The 19,126-nt window shown below is 72.6% G+C and carries 17 protein-coding genes; 8 read left to right on the forward strand and 9 right to left on the reverse strand.

The features are described from left to right. Positions 1–101 precede the first annotated feature (101 nt). Positions 102–1,079 carry an ABC transporter substrate-binding protein gene (locus ACH4TL_RS12210; protein WP_398318301.1) on the forward strand — a complete coding sequence of 326 codons (978 nt, stop codon included), beginning with the start codon at positions 102–104 and terminating at the stop codon, positions 1,077–1,079. Here ACH4TL_RS12210 and ACH4TL_RS12215 read toward each other — a convergent pair. Genes ACH4TL_RS12215 through ACH4TL_RS12250 form a run of 8 tightly spaced genes read right to left on the reverse strand, consistent with a single transcriptional unit; the run spans position 1,076 to position 7,319 of the window. Next, positions 1,076–1,486 (reverse strand): acyl dehydratase, encoded by a 411-nt coding sequence (locus tag ACH4TL_RS12215; RefSeq protein WP_398318298.1) that lies wholly within the window; start codon positions 1,484–1,486, stop codon positions 1,076–1,078. The two genes, ACH4TL_RS12210 and ACH4TL_RS12215, sit on opposite strands and share 4 nt — an antisense overlap. Beyond that, positions 1,483–1,995, reverse strand: a complete 513-nt coding sequence (locus tag ACH4TL_RS12220) for a MaoC family dehydratase N-terminal domain-containing protein (RefSeq protein ID WP_398318295.1) — start codon at positions 1,993–1,995, stop codon at positions 1,483–1,485. Before ACH4TL_RS12220 ends, ACH4TL_RS12215 begins: the two co-directional genes overlap by 4 nt. Beyond that, on the reverse strand, positions 1,992–2,774 hold the full coding sequence (locus ACH4TL_RS12225; protein WP_398318292.1) for an IclR family transcriptional regulator: 783 nt from the start codon (positions 2,772–2,774) through the stop codon (positions 1,992–1,994). Before ACH4TL_RS12225 ends, ACH4TL_RS12220 begins: the two co-directional genes overlap by 4 nt. 13 nt (positions 2,775–2,787) lie before the next feature. Beyond that, on the reverse strand, positions 2,788–3,651 hold the full coding sequence (locus ACH4TL_RS12230; RefSeq protein ID WP_398318289.1) for an alpha/beta fold hydrolase: 864 nt from the start codon (positions 3,649–3,651) through the stop codon (positions 2,788–2,790). Next, positions 3,648–4,610 carry a catechol 1,2-dioxygenase gene (locus tag ACH4TL_RS12235; RefSeq protein ID WP_398318286.1) on the reverse strand — a complete coding sequence of 321 codons (963 nt, stop codon included), beginning with the start codon at positions 4,608–4,610 and terminating at the stop codon, positions 3,648–3,650. Before ACH4TL_RS12235 ends, ACH4TL_RS12230 begins: the two co-directional genes overlap by 4 nt. Further along, a complete protein-coding gene (locus tag ACH4TL_RS12240; protein WP_398318283.1) occupies positions 4,607–5,968 on the reverse strand; it encodes a M20 family metallopeptidase in 1,362 nt (453 codons plus the stop codon). The genes ACH4TL_RS12235 and ACH4TL_RS12240 overlap by 4 nt, the downstream gene beginning before the upstream one ends. Further along, complete coding sequence (locus ACH4TL_RS12245) at positions 5,965–6,087, reverse strand: hypothetical protein (protein WP_398318280.1); 123 nt, start codon at positions 6,085–6,087, stop codon at positions 5,965–5,967. Before ACH4TL_RS12245 ends, ACH4TL_RS12240 begins: the two co-directional genes overlap by 4 nt. After that, positions 6,084–7,319, reverse strand: coding sequence for a Rieske 2Fe-2S domain-containing protein (locus ACH4TL_RS12250; RefSeq protein WP_398318277.1), 1,236 nt, complete (start codon positions 7,317–7,319; stop codon positions 6,084–6,086). The genes ACH4TL_RS12245 and ACH4TL_RS12250 overlap by 4 nt, the downstream gene beginning before the upstream one ends. A gap of 215 nt (positions 7,320–7,534) precedes the next feature. Here ACH4TL_RS12250 and ACH4TL_RS12255 point away from each other — a divergent pair, with 215 nt between their 5' ends. From ACH4TL_RS12255 to ACH4TL_RS12280, 6 genes are all read left to right on the forward strand, one after another. Next, the gene (locus ACH4TL_RS12255) at positions 7,535–8,392 is read left to right on the forward strand and encodes an ABC transporter ATP-binding protein (protein ID WP_398318274.1); all 858 of its coding nucleotides are present in this window, start codon (positions 7,535–7,537) and stop codon (positions 8,390–8,392) included. Continuing rightward, positions 8,389–9,210 carry an ABC transporter permease gene (locus ACH4TL_RS12260; RefSeq protein WP_398318271.1) on the forward strand — a complete coding sequence of 274 codons (822 nt, stop codon included), beginning with the start codon at positions 8,389–8,391 and terminating at the stop codon, positions 9,208–9,210. The genes ACH4TL_RS12255 and ACH4TL_RS12260 overlap by 4 nt, the downstream gene beginning before the upstream one ends. After that, a complete protein-coding gene (locus ACH4TL_RS12265) occupies positions 9,207–10,160 on the forward strand; it encodes a zinc-binding alcohol dehydrogenase family protein (protein WP_398318268.1) in 954 nt (317 codons plus the stop codon). Before ACH4TL_RS12260 ends, ACH4TL_RS12265 begins: the two co-directional genes overlap by 4 nt. Before the next feature lie 88 nt (positions 10,161–10,248). Next, positions 10,249–11,124, forward strand: a complete 876-nt coding sequence (locus ACH4TL_RS12270) for an alpha/beta fold hydrolase (protein WP_398318265.1) — start codon at positions 10,249–10,251, stop codon at positions 11,122–11,124. 27 nt (positions 11,125–11,151) lie between these two features. Next, positions 11,152–13,497: a CoA transferase gene (locus tag ACH4TL_RS12275; protein WP_398318262.1), complete on the forward strand. Its 2,346-nt coding sequence runs from the start codon at positions 11,152–11,154 to the stop codon at positions 13,495–13,497. Between the two features lie 20 nt (positions 13,498–13,517). Then, positions 13,518–15,068 (forward strand): AMP-binding protein, encoded by a 1,551-nt coding sequence (locus ACH4TL_RS12280; protein WP_398318259.1) that lies wholly within the window; start codon positions 13,518–13,520, stop codon positions 15,066–15,068. On the opposite strand, the gene ACH4TL_RS12285 is transcribed toward ACH4TL_RS12280, so the two are convergent. After that, positions 15,043–15,837 carry an alpha/beta fold hydrolase gene (locus tag ACH4TL_RS12285; RefSeq protein ID WP_398318256.1) on the reverse strand — a complete coding sequence of 265 codons (795 nt, stop codon included), beginning with the start codon at positions 15,835–15,837 and terminating at the stop codon, positions 15,043–15,045. The genes ACH4TL_RS12280 and ACH4TL_RS12285 overlap by 26 nt on opposite strands. Before the next feature lie 242 nt (positions 15,838–16,079). Here ACH4TL_RS12285 and ACH4TL_RS12290 point away from each other — a divergent pair, with 242 nt between their 5' ends. After that, positions 16,080–19,046 carry a SpoIIE family protein phosphatase gene (locus ACH4TL_RS12290; RefSeq protein ID WP_398318253.1) on the forward strand — a complete coding sequence of 989 codons (2,967 nt, stop codon included), beginning with the start codon at positions 16,080–16,082 and terminating at the stop codon, positions 19,044–19,046. Positions 19,047–19,126 lie beyond the last annotated feature (80 nt).

Raw genomic sequence — 19,126 nt, forward strand, 5'->3', positions numbered from 1 at the left:
GAAACCGTTCCGTCTGGCGGGACACCGCGCTTCGGCGGAGGTGCCCGCCACTGGGAACGTGGCGCGACCACAGGGATCGGCGTGCTGGGAGGTCATGGCTCATGAACCCGGACAACGGCAGGGCGGGGCGGCTGCTCGTCGCCTGTACGGCGCTCCTCCTTCTCCCCGCCTGCATGGCGGGGACGGTGGACTCCGACGCGGGGGAGGTGTCGGGCGGGCCCACGGTGCGCGTCGCCCTCGGCGTCGACGCCTCGTACGCGCCCTTCTACCTGGCGAAGGAGCGGGGGATGTTCGCCAAGGCGGGCGTGAACGTCGAGCTGATGCGGACCGAGGGCGGCCCGACGGCGAGCCAGGCGGTGACGGCCGGGACGGCACAGCTGGCGGCCAACGCCGACTCCACCGCCCTGCCGCTGATGGCGGGCGATCCGGGGCTGCGGGCGCTGGGTGTCTTCCAGTCCTCCGACCGCTACCTCAAGGTCGTCCTGCGCGACGGCATCACCTCCCCGAAGCAGATCAGGACGATGGCGTCCATCCAGGGCCTCGGCCTGTACGCCACCCACGCCTATCTGCGCCGCCACGGCATCGATCCCTCGTCCGTGAAGATCCACCAGAGCTCCCCGCCCGAGATGCCGGGACTGCTTGAGCGCGGCTCCATCGACGCCTACGTCCTCTACGAGCCGTGGGCCGCCAAGGGCGCGGCGTCGGGCGGCCACATCGCGGGCCACAGCGGCGACTTCGGGGTGACCTATGTGCAGTGGCTGCTGGCGGAGGAGCGCTGGCTGAAGAGCAACCGGGAGGTGGCGGCCAAGGTCTTCCGAGTGCTCGCCGAGGCGGACCGGATGGTGACCCGCGACCCGGGCGCCGCGGCGGAGGCCACCAACCGGCAGGTCAAGCTGCCCGAGGAGCAGACGCGGAAGGTGCTCCCGGAGATCACCTTCCGCGTCCGCGGCCTCACCGGCGCCGACCGCACCCAGTCCGCCAGGATCGTCGGCTTTCTCACCGGGCAGAAACTCATCAAGAAGTCGCCCGATCTGGACCGCGCCCTGCTCAAGGGCTGGTACGAGCGGTACGCGGGTTAGGCCACCGGGCGGGTCAGTTCGACCGTCCCGGTGACACACGCGGTGCCGTCCTCCTTGAGGACGGACACCTCCAGCGAGACGCGCTGCCCCTTGGCGGCGGGCTCGACCGCGGTGACCGTCGCGGTGCAGGTGAGCGGTTCACCGGCCACGGCGGTCGCCCGGTTGCGCCAGCTCACCCCCTCCAGCCGGGCGCCGGGGCCCGACCAGTCGAGGGCGTACTGGACGAGCGTCTCGCCGTGCAGGGTGGACTGCACCACCACATCGGGAAAACCCTCCGTGGCGGCGAACTCCGCGTCGTAGTGGATGCGATGCGCGTTCCAGGACACGGCGCTGAACCGGAACAGCCGCACCCTGCTGTGCGCGTAGCGGCGTGGCGGGCAGACCTGCCCCGCGACGGGGGTGTTCATCCGGCCGCTCCCTTCTCCAGCACGACGATCGTCTCGTCCACGGCCATCAGCTCCGTCCCGTCCTCCGAGGTGAACCGGGTGGACACGCCCAGCAGGACGAACTCCGCCGAGCGGCCCCCCTTGCGGTCCGCCGACCTCAGGGCGCGGGACGCGGTGATCCGGGTGCCCGCCACCGGGACCCGGGCCAGCCGCACCGACTGGCCGCCGTGCACCAGGCGCACCGGCAGCCCCTGCGTACACGGGGACTCCCTGGTGGCCAGCCCGTCCGGGCGCAGCGCGTCCTCGGCCGGGCCGTCCTCCCAGCCCATCATCGCCGCGAGGAACAGCGGCGGAGCCTCCACCGGCTCCCCGGCCGCCTCCCGGTCGCGGGCCCGGGCCACGTACGCGTCGTCGCCCACCGCGGCGGCATACCGGCAGAACTCCTTGACCGTCAGCACCCCGCAGTCCTCGGCCTCCCACTGCCCGATCAGCGCCGGGGCCCGCGCCACCACCTCCTCCAGCGCCTTCACAGGGCGGCCCGCAGTGCCCGGCTGATCCCGAGACCCGCGGTGCGCAGCGCGCCCGCGTGGGCGGCGGCGTCGAAGCGGTACGTGGGCGCGGTGATGGACAGCGCGCCCGCGAGCGAGCCCGCGCGGGCGAAGACGGGGACGGCCATGCTCAGATAGCCCAGCCGGATCTCCTCCGCCTCGGTGGCGATGCCCTGTTCCCGTACCCGCTCCAGCTGGCACAGCAGCCGCGCGGGCGAGGTGATCGTGTACCGGGTGAAGGGCTTGAGCCCGTTGCCGATCACCTCCCTGGTCAGGGGCTTCGGCGAGAAGGCCAGGATCGCCTTGCCGGTGGCGGTGCAGTACAGCGGAAGCCGTCCGGCCACCCGGGACTCCTCGCTCAGCCCGCGATGCGGCAGGATCTTCTCCAGATAGACGACGTCGAGGCCGTCGTGGATCGCGAAGTGGATGGTCTCCCGGGTGGCCAGCAGCAGGTCCTCCATGTACGGCTGCGCCACCTCGCGCAGGATGCGCTGCCGGTGCACCCGCTGGCCGATCTCGAACAGGCGCAGCCCCAGCCGGTAGTCGCAGCCATCGCGCTCCAGCAGCCCCCAGACCACCAGCTCCTGGGCGAGCCGGTGCACGGTGGCCTTCGCCACTCCCGTACGGCGCACCAGGTCGGCGAGGGAGAGGGTGCTGTCGTCGGCGGTGAACGCCTCCAGGATCGGGCGCACCTTGCCGAGCACGGAGTTCATCGAGTCGGGGGACTGCGGTGCGGCGTGGTCGAGCGGGACGACGGTCATGCCCGACACCCCCTCATCGTGTGGCCTCGTCGAGGAAGGACAGGCTGAGCGGGTTGTAGAGCTCAGCCTTCTCGTGTTGCGGCCAGTGCCCGCACTCGTTGAAGATCTCCAGCCGGGCGCCGGGGATCGCCTCGGTGATGGCCTCGGCCTCCGGCACGGCCCCGAACGGGTTCTTGTTGCCCCACACCACCAGGGTCGGCGCCTTGATCCTCGCCATCCGGTCCGGCCGCAGCAGATTCCGTGTCCGGCGGTCGACCTCCTGGAGCGCCAGCAGGTTGTGCAGGTTCTCCTGGAACTCGGGGTGGTGGTAGATCTCGTAGCGGATCCGAGTCAGTTCCTCGCCCAGCTCCTCGTCCCAGTCCGCCCACAGCAGCCGCAGCCGCTCCCGGGTGAAGGACACGTCGTCCTCCAGGGCCGCTGCCCTGGTCGAGGTCTTCAGCCGCTCCATCACCTCGGGGTTCACCTTGGTGCCGCCCATGCACAGCAGCTGAAGCGAGGCCACCCGGTCCGGGTACTCGCTCGCCGCCCAGGACGCCACCCAGCCGCCCAGCGACTCACCGACCAGATGCGCCCGCTGGGCCCCCACCGCGTCGAGGTAGGCCATCAGATGGTCGACATAGGCCGGGATCTCCCCGGGGCGGTCCGGCTTGCCGGTGTAGCCGTGGCCGAGCATGTCGATGGCGTGGCAGCGGTAGCCGCGCTCGACGTACGCCGGGATGTTCCGTACGAACGCCTCCAGATGGCCCGTCGTGCCGTGCAGGAACACCACGTGCTCGCCGTCCTCGGGTCCCGCCTGGAGGGCCCGGGTGGTGACGTCGCCGGTGTCCACATAGGCGTGCCGGTAGTCGATGCCCGACAGTTCCGTCCAGATGCTCATGGCTGCCTTTCGCTGGTGTGATGGTGGGTGGGATCGAGGACGGCGACACCCATGCCGGTGAGCCATTCGGGCAGGGATTCGTAACTCAGCCGCCGTCCGGGGGCGTGGCCGAGCAGGGCCGCCATGAGCAGCCAGGTGCGCACCTCCTGGGCGCCGTTGCCCGCCACCTTCTCGAGTTCGTCGGTGGTGTACCGGGTGATCTCATGGGTCCGGCCGCTTTCCACCAGGCTCAGGAACTCCTCGTCGAAGTCCTCGTTGATGGCGGCCTCGGCGGCCCGGATGATCTCGCGGCGCCTGACGTCGTAGTCCTTCCAGTGGTCGCGGCCGTTCAGCCACGCGCCCACCATGAACTCCTCGTCGTCACCGCGCGGATCGCGCCAGTCCGGCCACGGCAGCCGGTGCGAGAGCCCGCCGGAGCCGATCACCGCCACCCGGCGGCCCTCGGGGAAGGTCAGCACCGCGTCCCGGATGGCCCGGCCCAGCCGCTCGCAGCGCCTCAGCGTGGGCAGCGGATGGGCGAACACGTTCACCACCAGCGGCACGATCTCCACGTCGAGACCGTCCAGCAGATACTGGATGGCATGCGACTGGCCGTGGTCGATCTGGAGCCTGGCCGAGTACGCCAGGTCGAAACGGCCGCCCTCCACAAGGGAGTTGGCGATGTGCCGGGCCAGTGGCACGTCCACCCGCTGCGGGCCCTCGGGGGTGCCGGACTCACCGCTGGCCACGCACTCGCCGACGCCGATGGTGAAGCTGGGGATGAGGTCCAGCCAGAAGCCGCGGAAGTGGTTGGAGCCCACCAGGATCACGGTGTCGGGCCGGGCCGCGGCGATCTCGTCGCGCGCCTCCCGCAGCGCGTCCCGGAACCGCTCGGCGCGGTCCTTGTGGACGGTCTCCTCCCAGTGGGTGTTCATGAGCGTGCTGTGCGAAGCGCCCACACCCAGGACGATCTCGGTCATTCCGGCTCTCCTTCCACCTCGCCGCGGGTGCGGGTGACGGTGTCGACGGCGGTGCGGACCAGGTGGCGGGTCAGCCGCTCCATGGCCCGGACGTCGACGGTGTTCATCCCCAAGGAGAAGTCGATCTCGAAGGGGGCCTCGGTGACCTTCGGCATGCCGACGCGCACCGTGGGCACGCCCCGGCCGCGCAGGATGTTGGCGTCGGTGGCGCCGCTGTTGCCCCGGATCACCTCGTGCGGACGGCCCTCCAGCGCCTCCCAGCCCGCGATCGCGCTGCGGCACACCCAGCTGTCCGGATCGGTCCGGGTCCCGGGAACGGCGAGGATCATCTCCCCGCTGACCTCGATCCCGGTGTCGTCCCGGATCGCGGCGAGCGCGGCCAGGAACTCACGCTTGGCCCGCATCGGCGTGGTGTCCGGGCCGATCCTCAAATCCACCCGGAGCACGCAGGACGCCGGGGTGGTGGCCGCCATGCGCGGCCATCCGCCGCGTACCGAGGCCACCACGCCCTGCGGGGCGACGGTGCCACCGGTGTGGCGGAGCGCATAGCCCGTGAACCACTCCTCCAGGCGCAGCGCGATCGTGCCCGCGTTCGCGATGGCGTTGTCGTACGGCAGGCGGTGGCGCGAGCCCACATAGGTGTGCAGGCCCCGCACGGTGACCTCGAACCACACGAGCCCGACCTCGTCCCAGGACACCGTCCAGCCGGGTTTGGCGATCACCGCGTAGTCGGTCCACACGCCCTGCTCCAGCAGGAACGAACAGCCCGCGCCCTGGCCGGTGTTGTACCGGGCGGAGCCGGGCCGGGCGTTGGTGGGCATGCCGCCCGCGCCGAACGCCGCGACGAGATCGCCGGTGAGCGGCACTCCCGCCCGGCGGACGGCGTCGGCGGCCATCATCACGCACGCGGCGTGCCCCTTCGGGTTGGACGCCCCCAGCCCGGTCACCAGATCGCCGTGGACGGCTGCCCGCGCACGCATGTCGGGGCGCAGCTCGGGGCCGATCCAGGGGACGTCCTCGCTCTCCTCGCCCACCGTCAGGGTGTCGATGGGCGCGTAGAGCATCAGGTCGGGTCCGGTGCCGTCGCCGGTCAGCCGCGCCCACGCGTTGGCCTGCCGGTCGTCGACCGGCTGCACCCGGGCGTCGCATCCGGCGGCGCCGAGGGTGTCGGCGATGTGGGTGGCGAGCGGCCCCTCGTCGCCCGTCGGGCTCGGGATGTCGACCAGGCCCGTGATCAGCTCGCGCAGCCGGGCGGGGGTGATGTGGCGCCATGCCTCGGTGACCCAGGCGCGCCGCCGCTCGTCCAGTCCGGACAGGCCGTCCGTGGTGTCCGTGGCCGCCGGTCCGCCGCCGGTCACTGGTTGATCCTGTGGACCTGGGTCATGGTGGTGCGCGCGATGCGCTGCCCGGCCAGCGGGAGGCACACGGCGAGCGCGGCCCCGGCCAGCAGGGTGAGCAGGGTACGGCCCATGGTCATGCCTTCCGCTCGCGGGTGGGCTTGGTGTTCTCGGGGGAGTCGGGGCCGATCGCGGCCAGCTTCTTGCCGTACTCCTCCTCGCTGAGGTTCCGCCAGGAGGTCAGCGAGACATCGGGGCGGTAGAGCTTCTCCGGGGGCGCGTCGGTGACGTCGACCATCCAGGCGTCCTGGCCGGAGAACTGCCCGTGGAACAGCCAGCGGACGGCGCCCAGGTACTTGGCGTAGAAGCCGAGGGTCTTCCAGCCCTCGGTGAAGTTGACCATCACCCCGACATAGCGGTGGTTGTCGTCGTCCACCGGTACGTAGAACTCGTAGTGGATGAACTTGGGGTAGGCGATGCGCAGCACACCCGGCATCGACAGGGACGCGAAGCCGGGGAACTCCTGCGCCTCGATCGTCGGGTTGATCTTGTCGGCCTTGCCGGTGTTCCCGATGTTGAAGGTCTCCTTGGGCGGCTGCATCTTCCACCACCGCTTGTTGGACCAGTGGCCGACACCGGGGAAATCGGCCTCCCAGTGGACCTCGTCCTGCACCCGGAAGATCCAGCGCCCCTTGGGCACGATCCGGGTGATGTTCCACGTGGGCATGGGCTTGAACAGCCGCCACAGCGCGGTCCGGTGCAGATACTTCGCATGGCCCTCGTCGAAGCCGTTCTCGCAGGCGAAGCGCCAGTTGCCACCGCGCGGCTCGATCCGGCCGCCCATGACGAACCCGTTGCCCACGAGTTCCTCGGGGAGCTGCGAGTCGATCGGGTGCGGCTCCTCGTCGGCGATCGGGATGTACACCCACACCATGCCGAGGCGCTCTTCCACCGGGTACGTCCGCACCGCGACCTTGCCGGTCAGCCGGCAGCCGGGCCCGTCGGTGATGACCGCGGCCAGCTTGCCGGTGGGCAGGTCGAACGTCCACCCGTGGTACGGGCAGCTCACGGTGCCCGGGAACTGCTGATCGCCCTCCGACAGCGGCACCCCGCGGTGCGGGCAGCGGTTGTGCAGCGCGTACGCCGTGCCACCGTCCCGGATCAGCGTGATCTTCTCTCCGCACAGGGTGAACGGGAGCGGTTTGCCGGTGATGTGGCTGGACCAGGTGACCGGGTACCAGTAGCCGCGGAAACCCGAGCCCGCCGCGTCGTAATGTGGCCAGGAGGCCCAGTCCTGGCGGCCGGGTTCCCCCGCTGGTCTGCCGCGGCCCCGGGCGGTGTGCTTGGTATCGGGCGAGCCCTCGACCGTCATCGTGCGTGTCCTCCCGCTGGCGTTGGAACCGTGGCACCGAGAATGCGCGGGCCCGCCGGATTCGCCTACGGACTCGTCCCGCTCAGCAGAACGATGGGTGCGGGGCACCCCGCCGGAGGAACGCCAGGCCATGGGCGTCCCGCTGAGCGGAACCCGCGCCATGCGGTGGCACACCGCCGCGGTCTACCGTGCGCGCACTCGGCGAAGGGAGCACGATGACGAAGACCATCGCAACCCCCCGGCCCCCGGACGGCCCGGTGCCCGGGCCCGGCGGAACACGTGGCGCGGCCCTGTCCGCCACCGGTGTCGGCATCCGCTTCGGCGCCTTCGAGGCCGTAGGGGACATCTCGCTCGACATCGCCGCCGGTGAGTTCCTCTGTCTGCTCGGCCCGAGCGGCTGCGGCAAGTCCACCCTGCTGTCCGCCATGGCCGGGTTCGTGCCGGTGTGCGGCGGCGACCTCACCGTCGACGGCACTCCGGTCGGTGGCCCCGACCCCGACCTCGGCATGGTCTTCCAGAGCAGCGAGGCCCTGTTCGACTGGATGACCGTGCGCCAGAACGTGGCGTTCGGTCCCCGGATGCGCGGCCGGTCCCGGGCGGCCCGCGCCGAACTGGCCGACACCTATCTCGGCCTGGTGGGGCTGCGCCACTGCGCCGACCGGTTTCCCGGCCAGCTCTCCGGGGGCATGCGCCAGCGGGTGCAGATCGCCCGGGTGCTGGCCAACCAGCCGCGCGTGGTGCTGATGGACGAGCCGTTCGGCGCGCTCGACGCCCAGACCCGCCAGGTCATGCAGGACGAGATGGGCCGTATCTGGAAGGCGTCGGGCTGCACCGTCGTCTTCGTCACTCATGACATCGACGAGGCGATCCTGCTGGCCGACCGCATCGCCGTGATGACCGCTGGACCGGCCGCCTCGGTCAAGGCCGTCTACCCCGTCGACCTGCCCCGGCCACGCGACGCGACGGACCAGGGCGCCGCCGAACTCCGCCGGGCCTTGCGGGAGGACATCGGCGAGGAAGTGCGCAAGGCCCTGCTCGACCAGGGGCTCGACCTCGACGAGGAGGCACGATGACCACCGTGACCGCCGGGCCCTCCGCCACCCCGCGCCCCGGGCGGCGCCCCGCCCGCGCCACCGCCGGACGACTGCGCGCGGCCGGGCTGTACGCGGTGTCCGTGTGCGCCGGGATCGCCGTGTGGCAGCTGCTGGCGGTCACGTACGGCTCCGCCCTGGTCGCCTCCCCGAGCCAGACCCTGTCGGCGGCCAGGGAGCTGGCGGCCGACGGCACCCTGTTCAACTCGGTCGTCGCCTCCGGCCGCCGCATCCTGATCGGCTGGGGCCTCGGCCTCGCCGTGGGCGTACCGGTCGGCCTGCTGATCGGGCAGATCCCGCTCGTACGCCATCTGCTCGACCCCTACATCGAGTTCTTCCGGTTCATCCCTCCGGTCGCGTTCGTGACCCTGGCGGTGGTGTGGCTGGGCATCGGCGAGTCCTCGAAGGTCGTGCTCATCTTCTACACGTCGGTCTTCATCGTCACCCTGAACACCAGCGCCGGCGTCATGGCCGTGAACGAGTCGAAACTGCGCGCCGCGGCGAGCCTGGGCGCGAGCCGCCGCCAGATCCTCCGCTGCGTCGTACTGCCCTCGACCGTGCCCCACATCGTCACCGGCGCGCGGCTGGCGATGGGCAACAGCTTCCTGACCATCGTGTCCGCGGAGATCGTCGCCTCGCAGGTCGGCCTGGGCTCCCTCATCTGGACCTCCCGCAACTACGGCCGCATCGACTGGGTCTTCGTCGGGATCATCACCCTGGGCATCCTGGGATTCGTTTACGATCGCGTGCTCCGCATCGCCGCGTCCCGTGTCCTCAGCCGTTATGGAGTGAAACTGTGAGCAGCCAGACGTCCCGGACCCTCCTCCTGGAGCGCTTCGGCACCCTGCCCCGGCTGACGGAGCGGCCCGTGCCGGAACGGCCGTCCGGACAGACCCTCGTACGGATACGGGCCGCACAGGTGGGCCACCTCGATCTGAACATCGTGGACGGCGCGTTCGGCATCCTGCCCGATCTGCCCACCGTGCCCGGCACCACCGGATGCGGCGTCGTCCTGGCCTCCGACACCCACCCCGAGGGCGCCCTGGTCAAGATCAACGGCAAGGGGGTGGGGATGCGCCGGGACGGCGCCTGGGCCGACCACGCCGTGGTGCCGGACGCGGCCGTGTCCCCGGTGCCCGAGGGCACCGACCCCGCCCTCGCGTGCAGCTACTTCTCCCCGGCGGGCTCCGCCTGGGCCGCGGTGCACTCGGTCGCGGGCGTACAGCCGGGGGAGCGGGTGCTGGTGACCGGCGCGGCGGGCGCGGTCGGCGCCCTGACCGTGCAGGTGGCCGCGCGGGCCGGGGCGGAGGTGGTCGGCGTGGTCGGCCGCCCGGCCAAGCTCGCCCACGTCCCGGCGCCCGCCAAGGCTGTGCTGGCCACCGACCTGTCGCCCGAGGCCGTGGGCGGGCCGGTCGACGCGCTGATCGACACTGTCGGCGGCCCGGTGCTGCGCGACGCCCTCGGGCTGGTCCGCCCGCGCGGGCGGGCCGCGCTGGTCGGCTACACCGCCGGACGGGAGCTCGCCGTCGACCTCGCTGACTGGCTGCTGGCCGACGTGGCGCTGCTGCCCGTCAACCTGATGTCGCGGGGCAAGGAGGTCGCCGCCGACACCGAGGCGCTGCTCGGCGACCTGATGTCCGGGGAGCTGACCCTGCCGATCGAGCGCTACACTCCCGACCGGCTCGCCGAGGCGGTGGAGCGGCTGCGCACCGGGGCCGCGGTGGGCAAGGTGGCGCTCGACCTGTCCTGACGCGCGGCGGGTGCCGTGGCCGGTTCCGCGGCCCGCTCAGCGGACCGGATCGCTTGGGCGGACGCCCCGGCCACCACACCATCGGTTCATGGACCTCAGGGATCTCATGGACATCCAGGCGCCCCCGGCCGGTGCCCACGCGGAAGCGGACGGCGCCACGTACCACTACATCGAGACGGGGCAGGGCAGCCCCACCGTCTTCCTCCACGGAGGCGGCCCCGGATGCACCGGCTGGTCGGACTTCGGCCAGGTGTCCCGGCTCTTCGCCGCGGACCGCCGGTGCTTCCTGGTGGACATCCTCCAGTACGGCAAGTCGGCGAAGCCGGTCATCAAGGGCCCGATGTGGGACTACCACGCCGCCAAGACCGTGGCGCTGATGGACACCCTCGGCCTGGAGCGCGCCGACTTCGTGTGCAACTCCTGGGGCGGCACCATCGCGCTCAACCTGGCCGCCGTGTACCCCGAGCGGGTCCGGTCCCTCGTCATCACCGGCAGCATGCCCGTCTTCCACGGCCCGCTCGCCCCGCTGCCGGAGGGCGGCCGCCGCGGACGCAACGCCCGGGACGTGTACTACGGAGGGACCGGCCCCTCGTGGCAGAAGATGCGCGAGCTGATGGCGCGCCTGGAGTGGTACGACCCGGAGGCCATCCCCGATGCCACGGTGACGATGCGCTACGAACAGAGCCTGGACCCGGAGGAGACCGCGCTCGCCGGGGCCTCCGACAACCCGCGCGGCGACTGGCAGGACCTCACCGGAGCGCTCGGCCGCATCCAGGCGCCGACGCTGTTCATGTGGGGCATGTACGACGCGTTCCTCACGCCGGACTATCCGCTGATGCTGGCCCGCATGATCCCCCGGGGCAATCTGCACGTGATGAACGACGTCTCGCACCACCTCCAGGAAGAACGCCCCCACGACTACTACACCGTCGTCTCCGGCTTCCTGAACCAGCGGCACACCTGAAGACAGCTCACACAGCGCGGAGGAAACGTGACCGAGCCTGCCCCGCGGGTCGTCGAACTCACCAGCCCGTTCGCCCGGTTCGCGGGCCGCCTGCTGGTCGGACTGGGCTACGAGGTGGTGCTCGTCGAACCACCGGAAGGCGACGCGACCCGGCGTGAGGAGGGCGGTGACGCGTTCGCCCACTGGCACGCCGGGAAACGTGCGGTGACCCTCGACACGGCCACACCCGGCGGCGCGGCCGGGCTGCGCCGCCTGCTGGAGGGCGCCGACATCCTGCTCGACGGAACGCCCGGCGGCGCGGAGGCGAGCGCCCATGACCTCGGCCACCTGGTGCACATACGCGTCACTCCCTTCGGCCTCACCGGGCCGCGCAGCGGCTGGCAGGGCAGCGACCTCGTGGTGGCGGCGCTGGGCGGGATGCTCGCGCAGGTGGGCGACCCGGACGGGCCGCCGCTGCGGATGCCGGAGGGCCAGGCGGAACACCTCGCGGGCGTGGGCGCGGCCCTCGCCGCGCTGCTCGGGCTGCGGGCCAGGCGGCGCGGTCCCGGTCAGCTCGTCGACGTGTCCGCGCAGGCGTGCGTCGCGGCCGCCCTGGAGGCGGGCACCCTGGCCTATCTGCACGAGGACCGGGTCCCCGGCCGCCCGGGGCGGGTGCATCCACTGGTGCCGCACGGGCTGTTCCGGGCCGCGGACGGCCATCTGGGCGGCGGGCTCGGGGGCAGTCCGCGCATGTGGGACGCGCTGCTGGCGTGGCTGCGCGAGGAGGGCGCGGAGGCCGACCTCGGCGAGCCCAGGTGGCAGGACCCGGTCGAGCGCAAGACCCACCAGGAGCATGTGTTCGCCGTGGTGCAGGACTTTCTCAGCCGCTGGCCCAAGGCCGACTTCGCGGAGCGGGCCCAGGCCAGGAAGCTGCCCTGGGCGGCCGTCGACCTGCCGCATGAGCTGCCGGACAATCCGCAGCTCGCCGCGCGCGGCTTCTTCACCCGGCTGCGGACCCCGCGGGGGGAGCGGACCGACCTGGGCTTCCCGTTCGCGTTCCCCGAGGGCCACCGGCCGGGGAAGCTCGACGTCCCCGCCCCCGGCGCCGATCAGGGCCTGCTCGACGAGCGCCGCCCGGCCCGCCCGGTGGCCGCCGCCGAGGAGCCGGCCCGGCCCGCGCTGGACGGGGTCCGGGTGCTGGATCTGACCTGGGTGCTGGCCGGTCCGTACTGCACCAAGGTGCTGGCCGACCACGGCGCCGAGGTCATCAAGGTCGAGTCCGCGGGCCGCCCCGACCCCACCCGGTTCGCGCCCTTCATGCACCTCTCTCGGGGACCCCGTACCGATCCGGACACGAACGGCTACTTCAACGAGGTCAACCGCAACAAGCAGAGCGTCGCCCTCGACACCCGGACCGAGGACGGCATCGCGGTGCTCCGCGAACTCATCGCCTCCTGCGATGTGCTGGTCGAGAACTTCAGCTCCACGGTCATGACCAAGCTCGGCCTCGGCTACGACACGCTCCGCGAGATCAACCCGCGCATCGTGTACGTGAGCATGTCCGGGATGGGCCACACCGGGCCGCGCAACGGCTGGGTGTCGTACGCGGACACCGTGTCCGCGAGCAGCGGGCTGACCGGCCTCACCGGCTGGGGGCCGGACGACGTGGTCGGTGTGATCTACGGTCACGGCGACATCGTCGCGGGCCTCCAGGCCGCGCTCGCCACCCTGGCCGCGCTGGAACACCGCGACGAGACCGGGCGCGGACAGCACATCGACCTGTCCCAGCTGGAGGCGATCGCCGCCCACATGGGGACCAGCCTGCTCGCCGCGTCGCGGCCGGGCGCCGAGGTGGCCCGGCCGATGGGCAACGCCCACCCCAGGTGGAGCCCGCAGGGCGTCTACCGGTGCCTGGGCGCCGACCGGTGGCTCGCCGTCAGCGTCCGCGACGACGCCGAGTGGGCGGCCGTGTGCGAGCTGATCGGACGCCCGGAGCTGGCCACCGACGAGCGGACGGCCACCGCCGAGGACCGCCGCCGGGCCGCCGACCTGGTGGACGCGGCGCTCGGCGGATGGGCGCGCACCATGCCCGCGGACGCCGCGGCCGAACTGCTCCAGAAGCGGGGCGTACCGGCCGGAGCGGTGCAGGACGGCCGTGAACTCGTGGAGCACGACCCGCAGTTGCGGGCCCGCGGCTTCTACGTGACGGCCGAACACCCGGTCGCTGGCGCCTTCCTCCACGAGGGCGTGCCGATCCGTCTCACCCGCACCCCCGGCTCCGTCCGCACGCCCGCACCCGTGCTCGGCGCCGACACCGACACGGTGCTGCGCGAGGTGGCCGGACTGTCGCAGGAGCGCATCCGGCGGCTGCGCGACGCGGGGGTCCTGCGGTGAACACGAAGGTGAGCACGCGGATGAGCACACCAAGCACGGCGATGACGCTTCCCGCCCTCCTCGACGCCGCCGCTGAGGAGTTCGGCGACCGGGTGTTCCTGCGGGCGGACGGGGTGACACGCACCTACCGGCAGTCCCGCGCGGCGGCCGCCACCATGGCGGCGGCGCTCGCCGCGCGCGGCTGCCGCCCGGGCGACCGGATCGCGGTCATGTCCGGCAACCGCGTGGAGTTCATCGACCTGATCCTCGGCTGCGCCTGGCTCGGCGCGGTGCTGGTGCCGCTGAACACCGGGCTGCGCGGCGAGGGGCTGCGGCACGTCCTGCGCGAGGCGGAACCGTCCTTCCTGCTCGCCGAGGAGGAGTTCACGGGACGCCTCACGGCGGCCGGCTACGACGGCCCGGTGTGGACCGTCGGGGGCGACGGCGCCCCGGCCCCGGGCGGGACGGAAGCGCTCCCGCCCGCGCCGGTGCGGCCGGAGGACACCGCCGCCGTCCTGTTCACCTCGGGCACCACGGGGGCCTCGCGCGGTGTGTGCTGCCCCCACGCCCAGTTCGTGTGGTGGGGCCGTAACGTCGCCGACTCCCTGCGCCTGACCTCGGACGACGTGCTGCACACCTGTCTGCCGCTGTTCCACACCAACGCCCTCAACGCCCTGGCGCACGCCATGACCGTGGGCGCCGCGTACACGCTCGGGCGGCGGTTCTCCACCGGCGCGTACTGGGGCGAGGTGGCCGAGGCAGGCGCCACCGTGGTGTATCTGCTCGGCGCGATGGTGCCCATGCTGCTGGCGCGCCCGCCCGGCCCGTACGACCGTGCGCACCGGGCCTGGCGGGGTCTGTCCCCGGCCACTCCGGGCCCGGCGTACGAGCCGTTCCGGTCCCGTTTCGGCGTCGCCCTGGTGGACGGGTTCGGCTCCACGGAGACCAATCTCGTGATCGGGTCGACCCCGGCCCGCCAGCGGCCCGGCTACATCGGCACCGTGCGCGACGGCTTCTCCGCGCGCGTGGTGGACGATCTGCTCGCCCCCGTCGCGGACGGCACGCCGGGTGAGCTGATCGTCCGCAGCCACCAGCCGTTCGCCTTCTGCACCGGCTACCTGGGCGACGCCGGGCCCCCGGCGCCCGGTGCGTGGCGCCGCACCGGCGACCGGGTGGTCCGGGAACCCGACGGATGGTTCCGCTTCGTCGACCGGATCAAGGACGTCATCCGGCGTCGCGGGGAGAACATCTCCTCGGCGGAGGTGGAGTCGGCGGTCCGCTCCCATCCCGCGGTGGCCGGGGCAGCGGCCTTCCCGGTGGCATCGGAGCTGGCCGAGGACGAGGTCATGGTGGCGGTGACGCTCCTGCCCGGGCGGGACCTCGACCTGCCGGACCTGGTACGCCACTGCGAGGGCGAGCTTCCGCCGTTCGCCGTGCCCCGGTACGTGGACATCGTCCCCGAACTGCCGCTCACCGCCACCGGCAAGATCCGTAAAGCCGTGCTCCGTGAGCGCGGGGTCACGGCGCACACCTGGGACCGGGACACCCGGCGCGGGGCGCCCCCGGTCAGCCGCCCGTCACCCACTCCGTGATGACCTCGGCGTACTCCTCGGGCAGCTGCTCCGGCGCGGGGACGTGCGCGCCCGGGATGATCCGCGTGTCGCAGCCGAGCGCGGTGGCGAACTTCTCCAGGGCGGGCAGCGAGTAGTGGTCCTCGGCGGCGCACACCGCGAGCGTCCGCGCGGTGATGTGCGGCAGACGCGGCTCCATGCCGTAGCGGCGGACCGCCACATGGCCCTCCTCCACCCGGTCCAGCACCGTCACCGCGTCGATCACATAGCGGTGCAGCGCGGCCTCCTGCCCCTCCCGGTAGAAGCCGCGCCGCCGGTTCCACAGCTCCAGCAGATGGGAGCCGTCGGACCGGGGGTCGACATGGTCGACCGGCTTGCGCCGGTCCGCGGTGCGCCGCTTCTCGTCGTCGACGAACGGCGTGGCGGAGAGCAGCAGGCTGGAGACGCGGTCCTGGTAGCGGGCGGCCAGCTCCACCGCGACGACACCGCCCGTGTGGTGTCCCACCAGATGGAAACGCTCCAGGCCCAGCGCCTCGATCAGGGCCCCGGCGGCGTCGGCGAAGCGTTCGATCGTATGCGGCTCCTCGGGTTTCGCCGAGGCGCCGAAGCCGAGGGTGTCCATGGCGATCCCCCGGTGCACGGCTCCGACCAGCGGCAGCACCTCCAGGTACTCGGTCCAGGAACGGGGCGTCTGATGGAGCATCAGCACCGGCTCGCCCGTGCCCGATTCGACGTAGTGCAGCTGCCCGAAGGGGCTGGGCACATAGCCGCGCAGCAAGGAGTCCGTCATGAGTGACCTGCCTGTTCCATCGGACGGGAGGGAGCGGGAGGCGCGCGCCGATGGCGAACACTGTGACGGCCGTCAGGGCGACGGCACCAGGCGGCCGGTCCGCTCTGCGAACCACCGGCCGGGACGGAACCACCGGCCGGGGCGTTCGACATGGCCGACCGAACGCTAATAATTCGATATGGATCACTGAATAAATCTCGATCGCGCGGCAAGCACGGCTTAGGGTATATGCCGATATGTCGATGGATTCGGCGGGTCGCGTACGCACCTGGTGCGACGAGCGGCTCCCCCTGCTCTCGGCGGTCGGTGTCCAGCTCACGGACCGCGAGGTGATGGAGCACGCGCTGACGCAGGCGGTGGCCGAACTGGGCGGTATCGCCGGAACCGTGCACTGGTCGTGCGGGCCCGCGGGCAGCCATGAACTCCGGCTGGTGCTCGCCGGAGGGCTGCCCCGGTCCGCCCTCCAGGAGTGGGAGGAGATCCGGGAGGACGATCCGGCGCTCGCCCCCGCCCGGGCCGTACAGGACGGCGCGTTCGTCTGGATGCCCGCCGTCGACGGGCGCGTTCCGGACGCCCGCCGCCCGGACGCCGAGCGTGTCGTCACGCATACGCTCGGGAGGCTGCCCCGGGCGACCATGGTGGCCGCGGTGCCTCTCTTCGCCGAGGGCGCCCCCGTCGGCGCGCTGTCCGTGTTCACCGGGCCCGGCGCGCCCACCGCTGAGCAGCGCCGCTTCCTGCTGGACATGGCCCGCTGGGCCTCCGGGCGGCTGTCGGGCCCCGCTCCCGCGGCGGGCCGGGCCCGCCCGTGGTGGCAGGAGCAGCCCACCGGGTCCGGGCTCCGCCAGGCCCTGGTGGCGGCCGAGGTCGGGTCCTGGGAGTGGGACATCCGCACCGGCGAGATGGTCTGGGACGCGGCCGGGCTCAGGCTGCTGGGCATACCGCGGGACTACGAGCGCCGCATCGAGAGCTGGGTCGGCCTGATCCACCCCGAGGACGTGCCGCGGGTCATGGCCGCCACGCAGGAGGCGCTGCACGGACACGGCGTGTACGAGGCCGAGTACCGGGTGTGCCGCCCCGACGGCACCACCGGCTGGGTCCAGAGCCGCGCCCATCTGGTGCTCGACGGGCACGGCGAACCCGTCCGCATGATCGGCCGGGTGTGGGACACCACCGAGAGTCGCATCGCGCGGGAGTCCGTGGGGCAGGCGCTGCGCTTCATGAGCGACGCGTTCTGGGCGGTGGACCGGGGGTGGCGGATCACCTTCCTCAACGTCGAGGCCGAGCGCCTGGTGGGTCCGTCCGTGGACGTGCTGGGCGGACCGCTGTGGGAAGGACCCGCGGGCCTGGTCCCCGATCTTGAGGCCCGCTGCCGCCACGCCGCGCTCGACGGCTCACCGGCCGGATTCGACATCCAGTGGCCCACCGACGGCCGTTGGTACCACATCCGGCTGGTCCCCGTGCCCGACGGGCTGACCGCCTACCTCACCGATGTCACCGACACCCGCAACCGTGCCGCGCGGCGCGAGGCGGCCGAGCGGTCCGCCGCCGAGCAGGCGGCGCGGATCCGCGGGCTGACGGCCGCGCTCGCCGAGGCGGTGACCACCCACGACGTGGTCGACGTGGCCGCCATCCACCTGCTGTCCCCGTTCGGCGCCTCGGGCCTGCTGATCCAGGCGCTGGAAGGTGGGCGGCTGCACGTGGTCGGGGCCGTCGGATATCCGCGGGCGTTCCTGCACGAGATCGACGGGATCGCGGCGGTCGACAGCCACCCGCTGCTCCACGAGGTGCTCGCCTCGCGCCATCCCCGCTTCATCGCCTCGCCCGAGGAGTACATCGGCCTGGCCCCCGCGCTCGCCTGCTATCCGGCTCTCGCGCAGAAGAACGCCTGGGCCATGCTGCCCCTGATCACCTCCGACGCCCCCAACGGCGTGTGCGTGGTCGCCTTCGCCGAGCCCCACCGCTTCTCCGCCGACGAGCGCACCCTGCTGACCGCCCTCGGCGGCATGGTCGCCCACGCCCTCGCCCGCGCCCGGCTCTACGACGCCGAGCACGCCCGCGCCCAGGCGCTCCAGCGCGGGCTGCTGCCCCGGGACCTGCCCACGCCGTCCGCCGTCACCGTGGCCGTACGCTACCTCCCGGCCAGCAGCGGCACGGAGGTAGGCGGCGACTGGTACGACATCATCCCGCTGTCCGCGGAGCGGGTGGCGCTCGTCATCGGCGATGTGATGGGCCACGGGCTGGCCGAGGCCGCCACCATGGGGCGGCTGCGCACCGCCGTGCACACGCTGGCCAACCTGGAGCTGCCCCCCGAGGAGGTCCTCGCCCACCTCAACGACATCGTCAGCGACCTCGGCGACGACTCCTTCGCCACCTGCCTGTACGCCGTCTACGACCCGGTCTCCGGGATGTGCTCCATGGCGCGCGCGGGCCATCCTCCGCCGCTCCTGGTACGCCCCGACGGCACCGTGGAGTGTCTGGACATCGAGCCCGACCCGCCCCTGGGCGCCGCGGAACCCCCGTTCGGCACGGCCGAACTGCGGCTGCCCCGCCACGGCCTGCTGGTGCTGTACACCGACGGCCTGGTGGAGTCGGCCACCCGCGACATCGACGTCGGGATAGCCGAGTGCTCCCGGGTGTTCGCCACCGACCCCGGGCGCAGCCTCGCCGTTCCCGGGCGGCCGCCTCCGGCCTGCGGCCCGGACGAGAGCCAGCGCGAGGACCGCGAGCGGCTCGACCGCCTCTGCGACACCCTCCTCGGCGCCATGCTGCCCGCCCAGCAGCTGACCGCGGACGACACCGCCGTGCTCGTCGCCCGGCTGCACCGCACCGCCCCCGAGAACACCGCCGTCTGGCGGCTCCCCGACGAGCCGGTGGCGGCCTCGCTCGCCCGCGACCACGTCCGCGAACGGCTGGAGGCGTGGCGGCTCGACGAGCTGGTCACGACCACCGAACTCCTCGCCAGCGAGCTGGTCGGCAACGTCGTCCGGCACGCGCGGGGCCCCGTCCAGCTGCGGCTGCTCCGCGGCCGGACGCTCATCTGCGAGGTGTCGGACGGCAGCGCCACCACACCCCGGATCCGGCGGGCCGCCGAGATGGACGAGGGCGGACGCGGCCTGCAACTGGTCGCCGCGCTCTCCCAGCGCTGGGGAACGCGCTACACCGCCGACGGAAAGTGCATCTGGACGGAACAGCCCATCCCGCACTCCTGAACGACCCCTGCCCGATGAGCAGTTGACGTAGTCTCCTGGTTGACATGTCCGCCTCTGTTTTAACGAGGTCCACCAGGAGG

It is taken from the genome of Streptomyces sp. NPDC021115, from assembly GCF_044333065.1.
GTDB lineage: Bacteria > Actinomycetota > Actinomycetes > Streptomycetales > Streptomycetaceae > Streptomyces.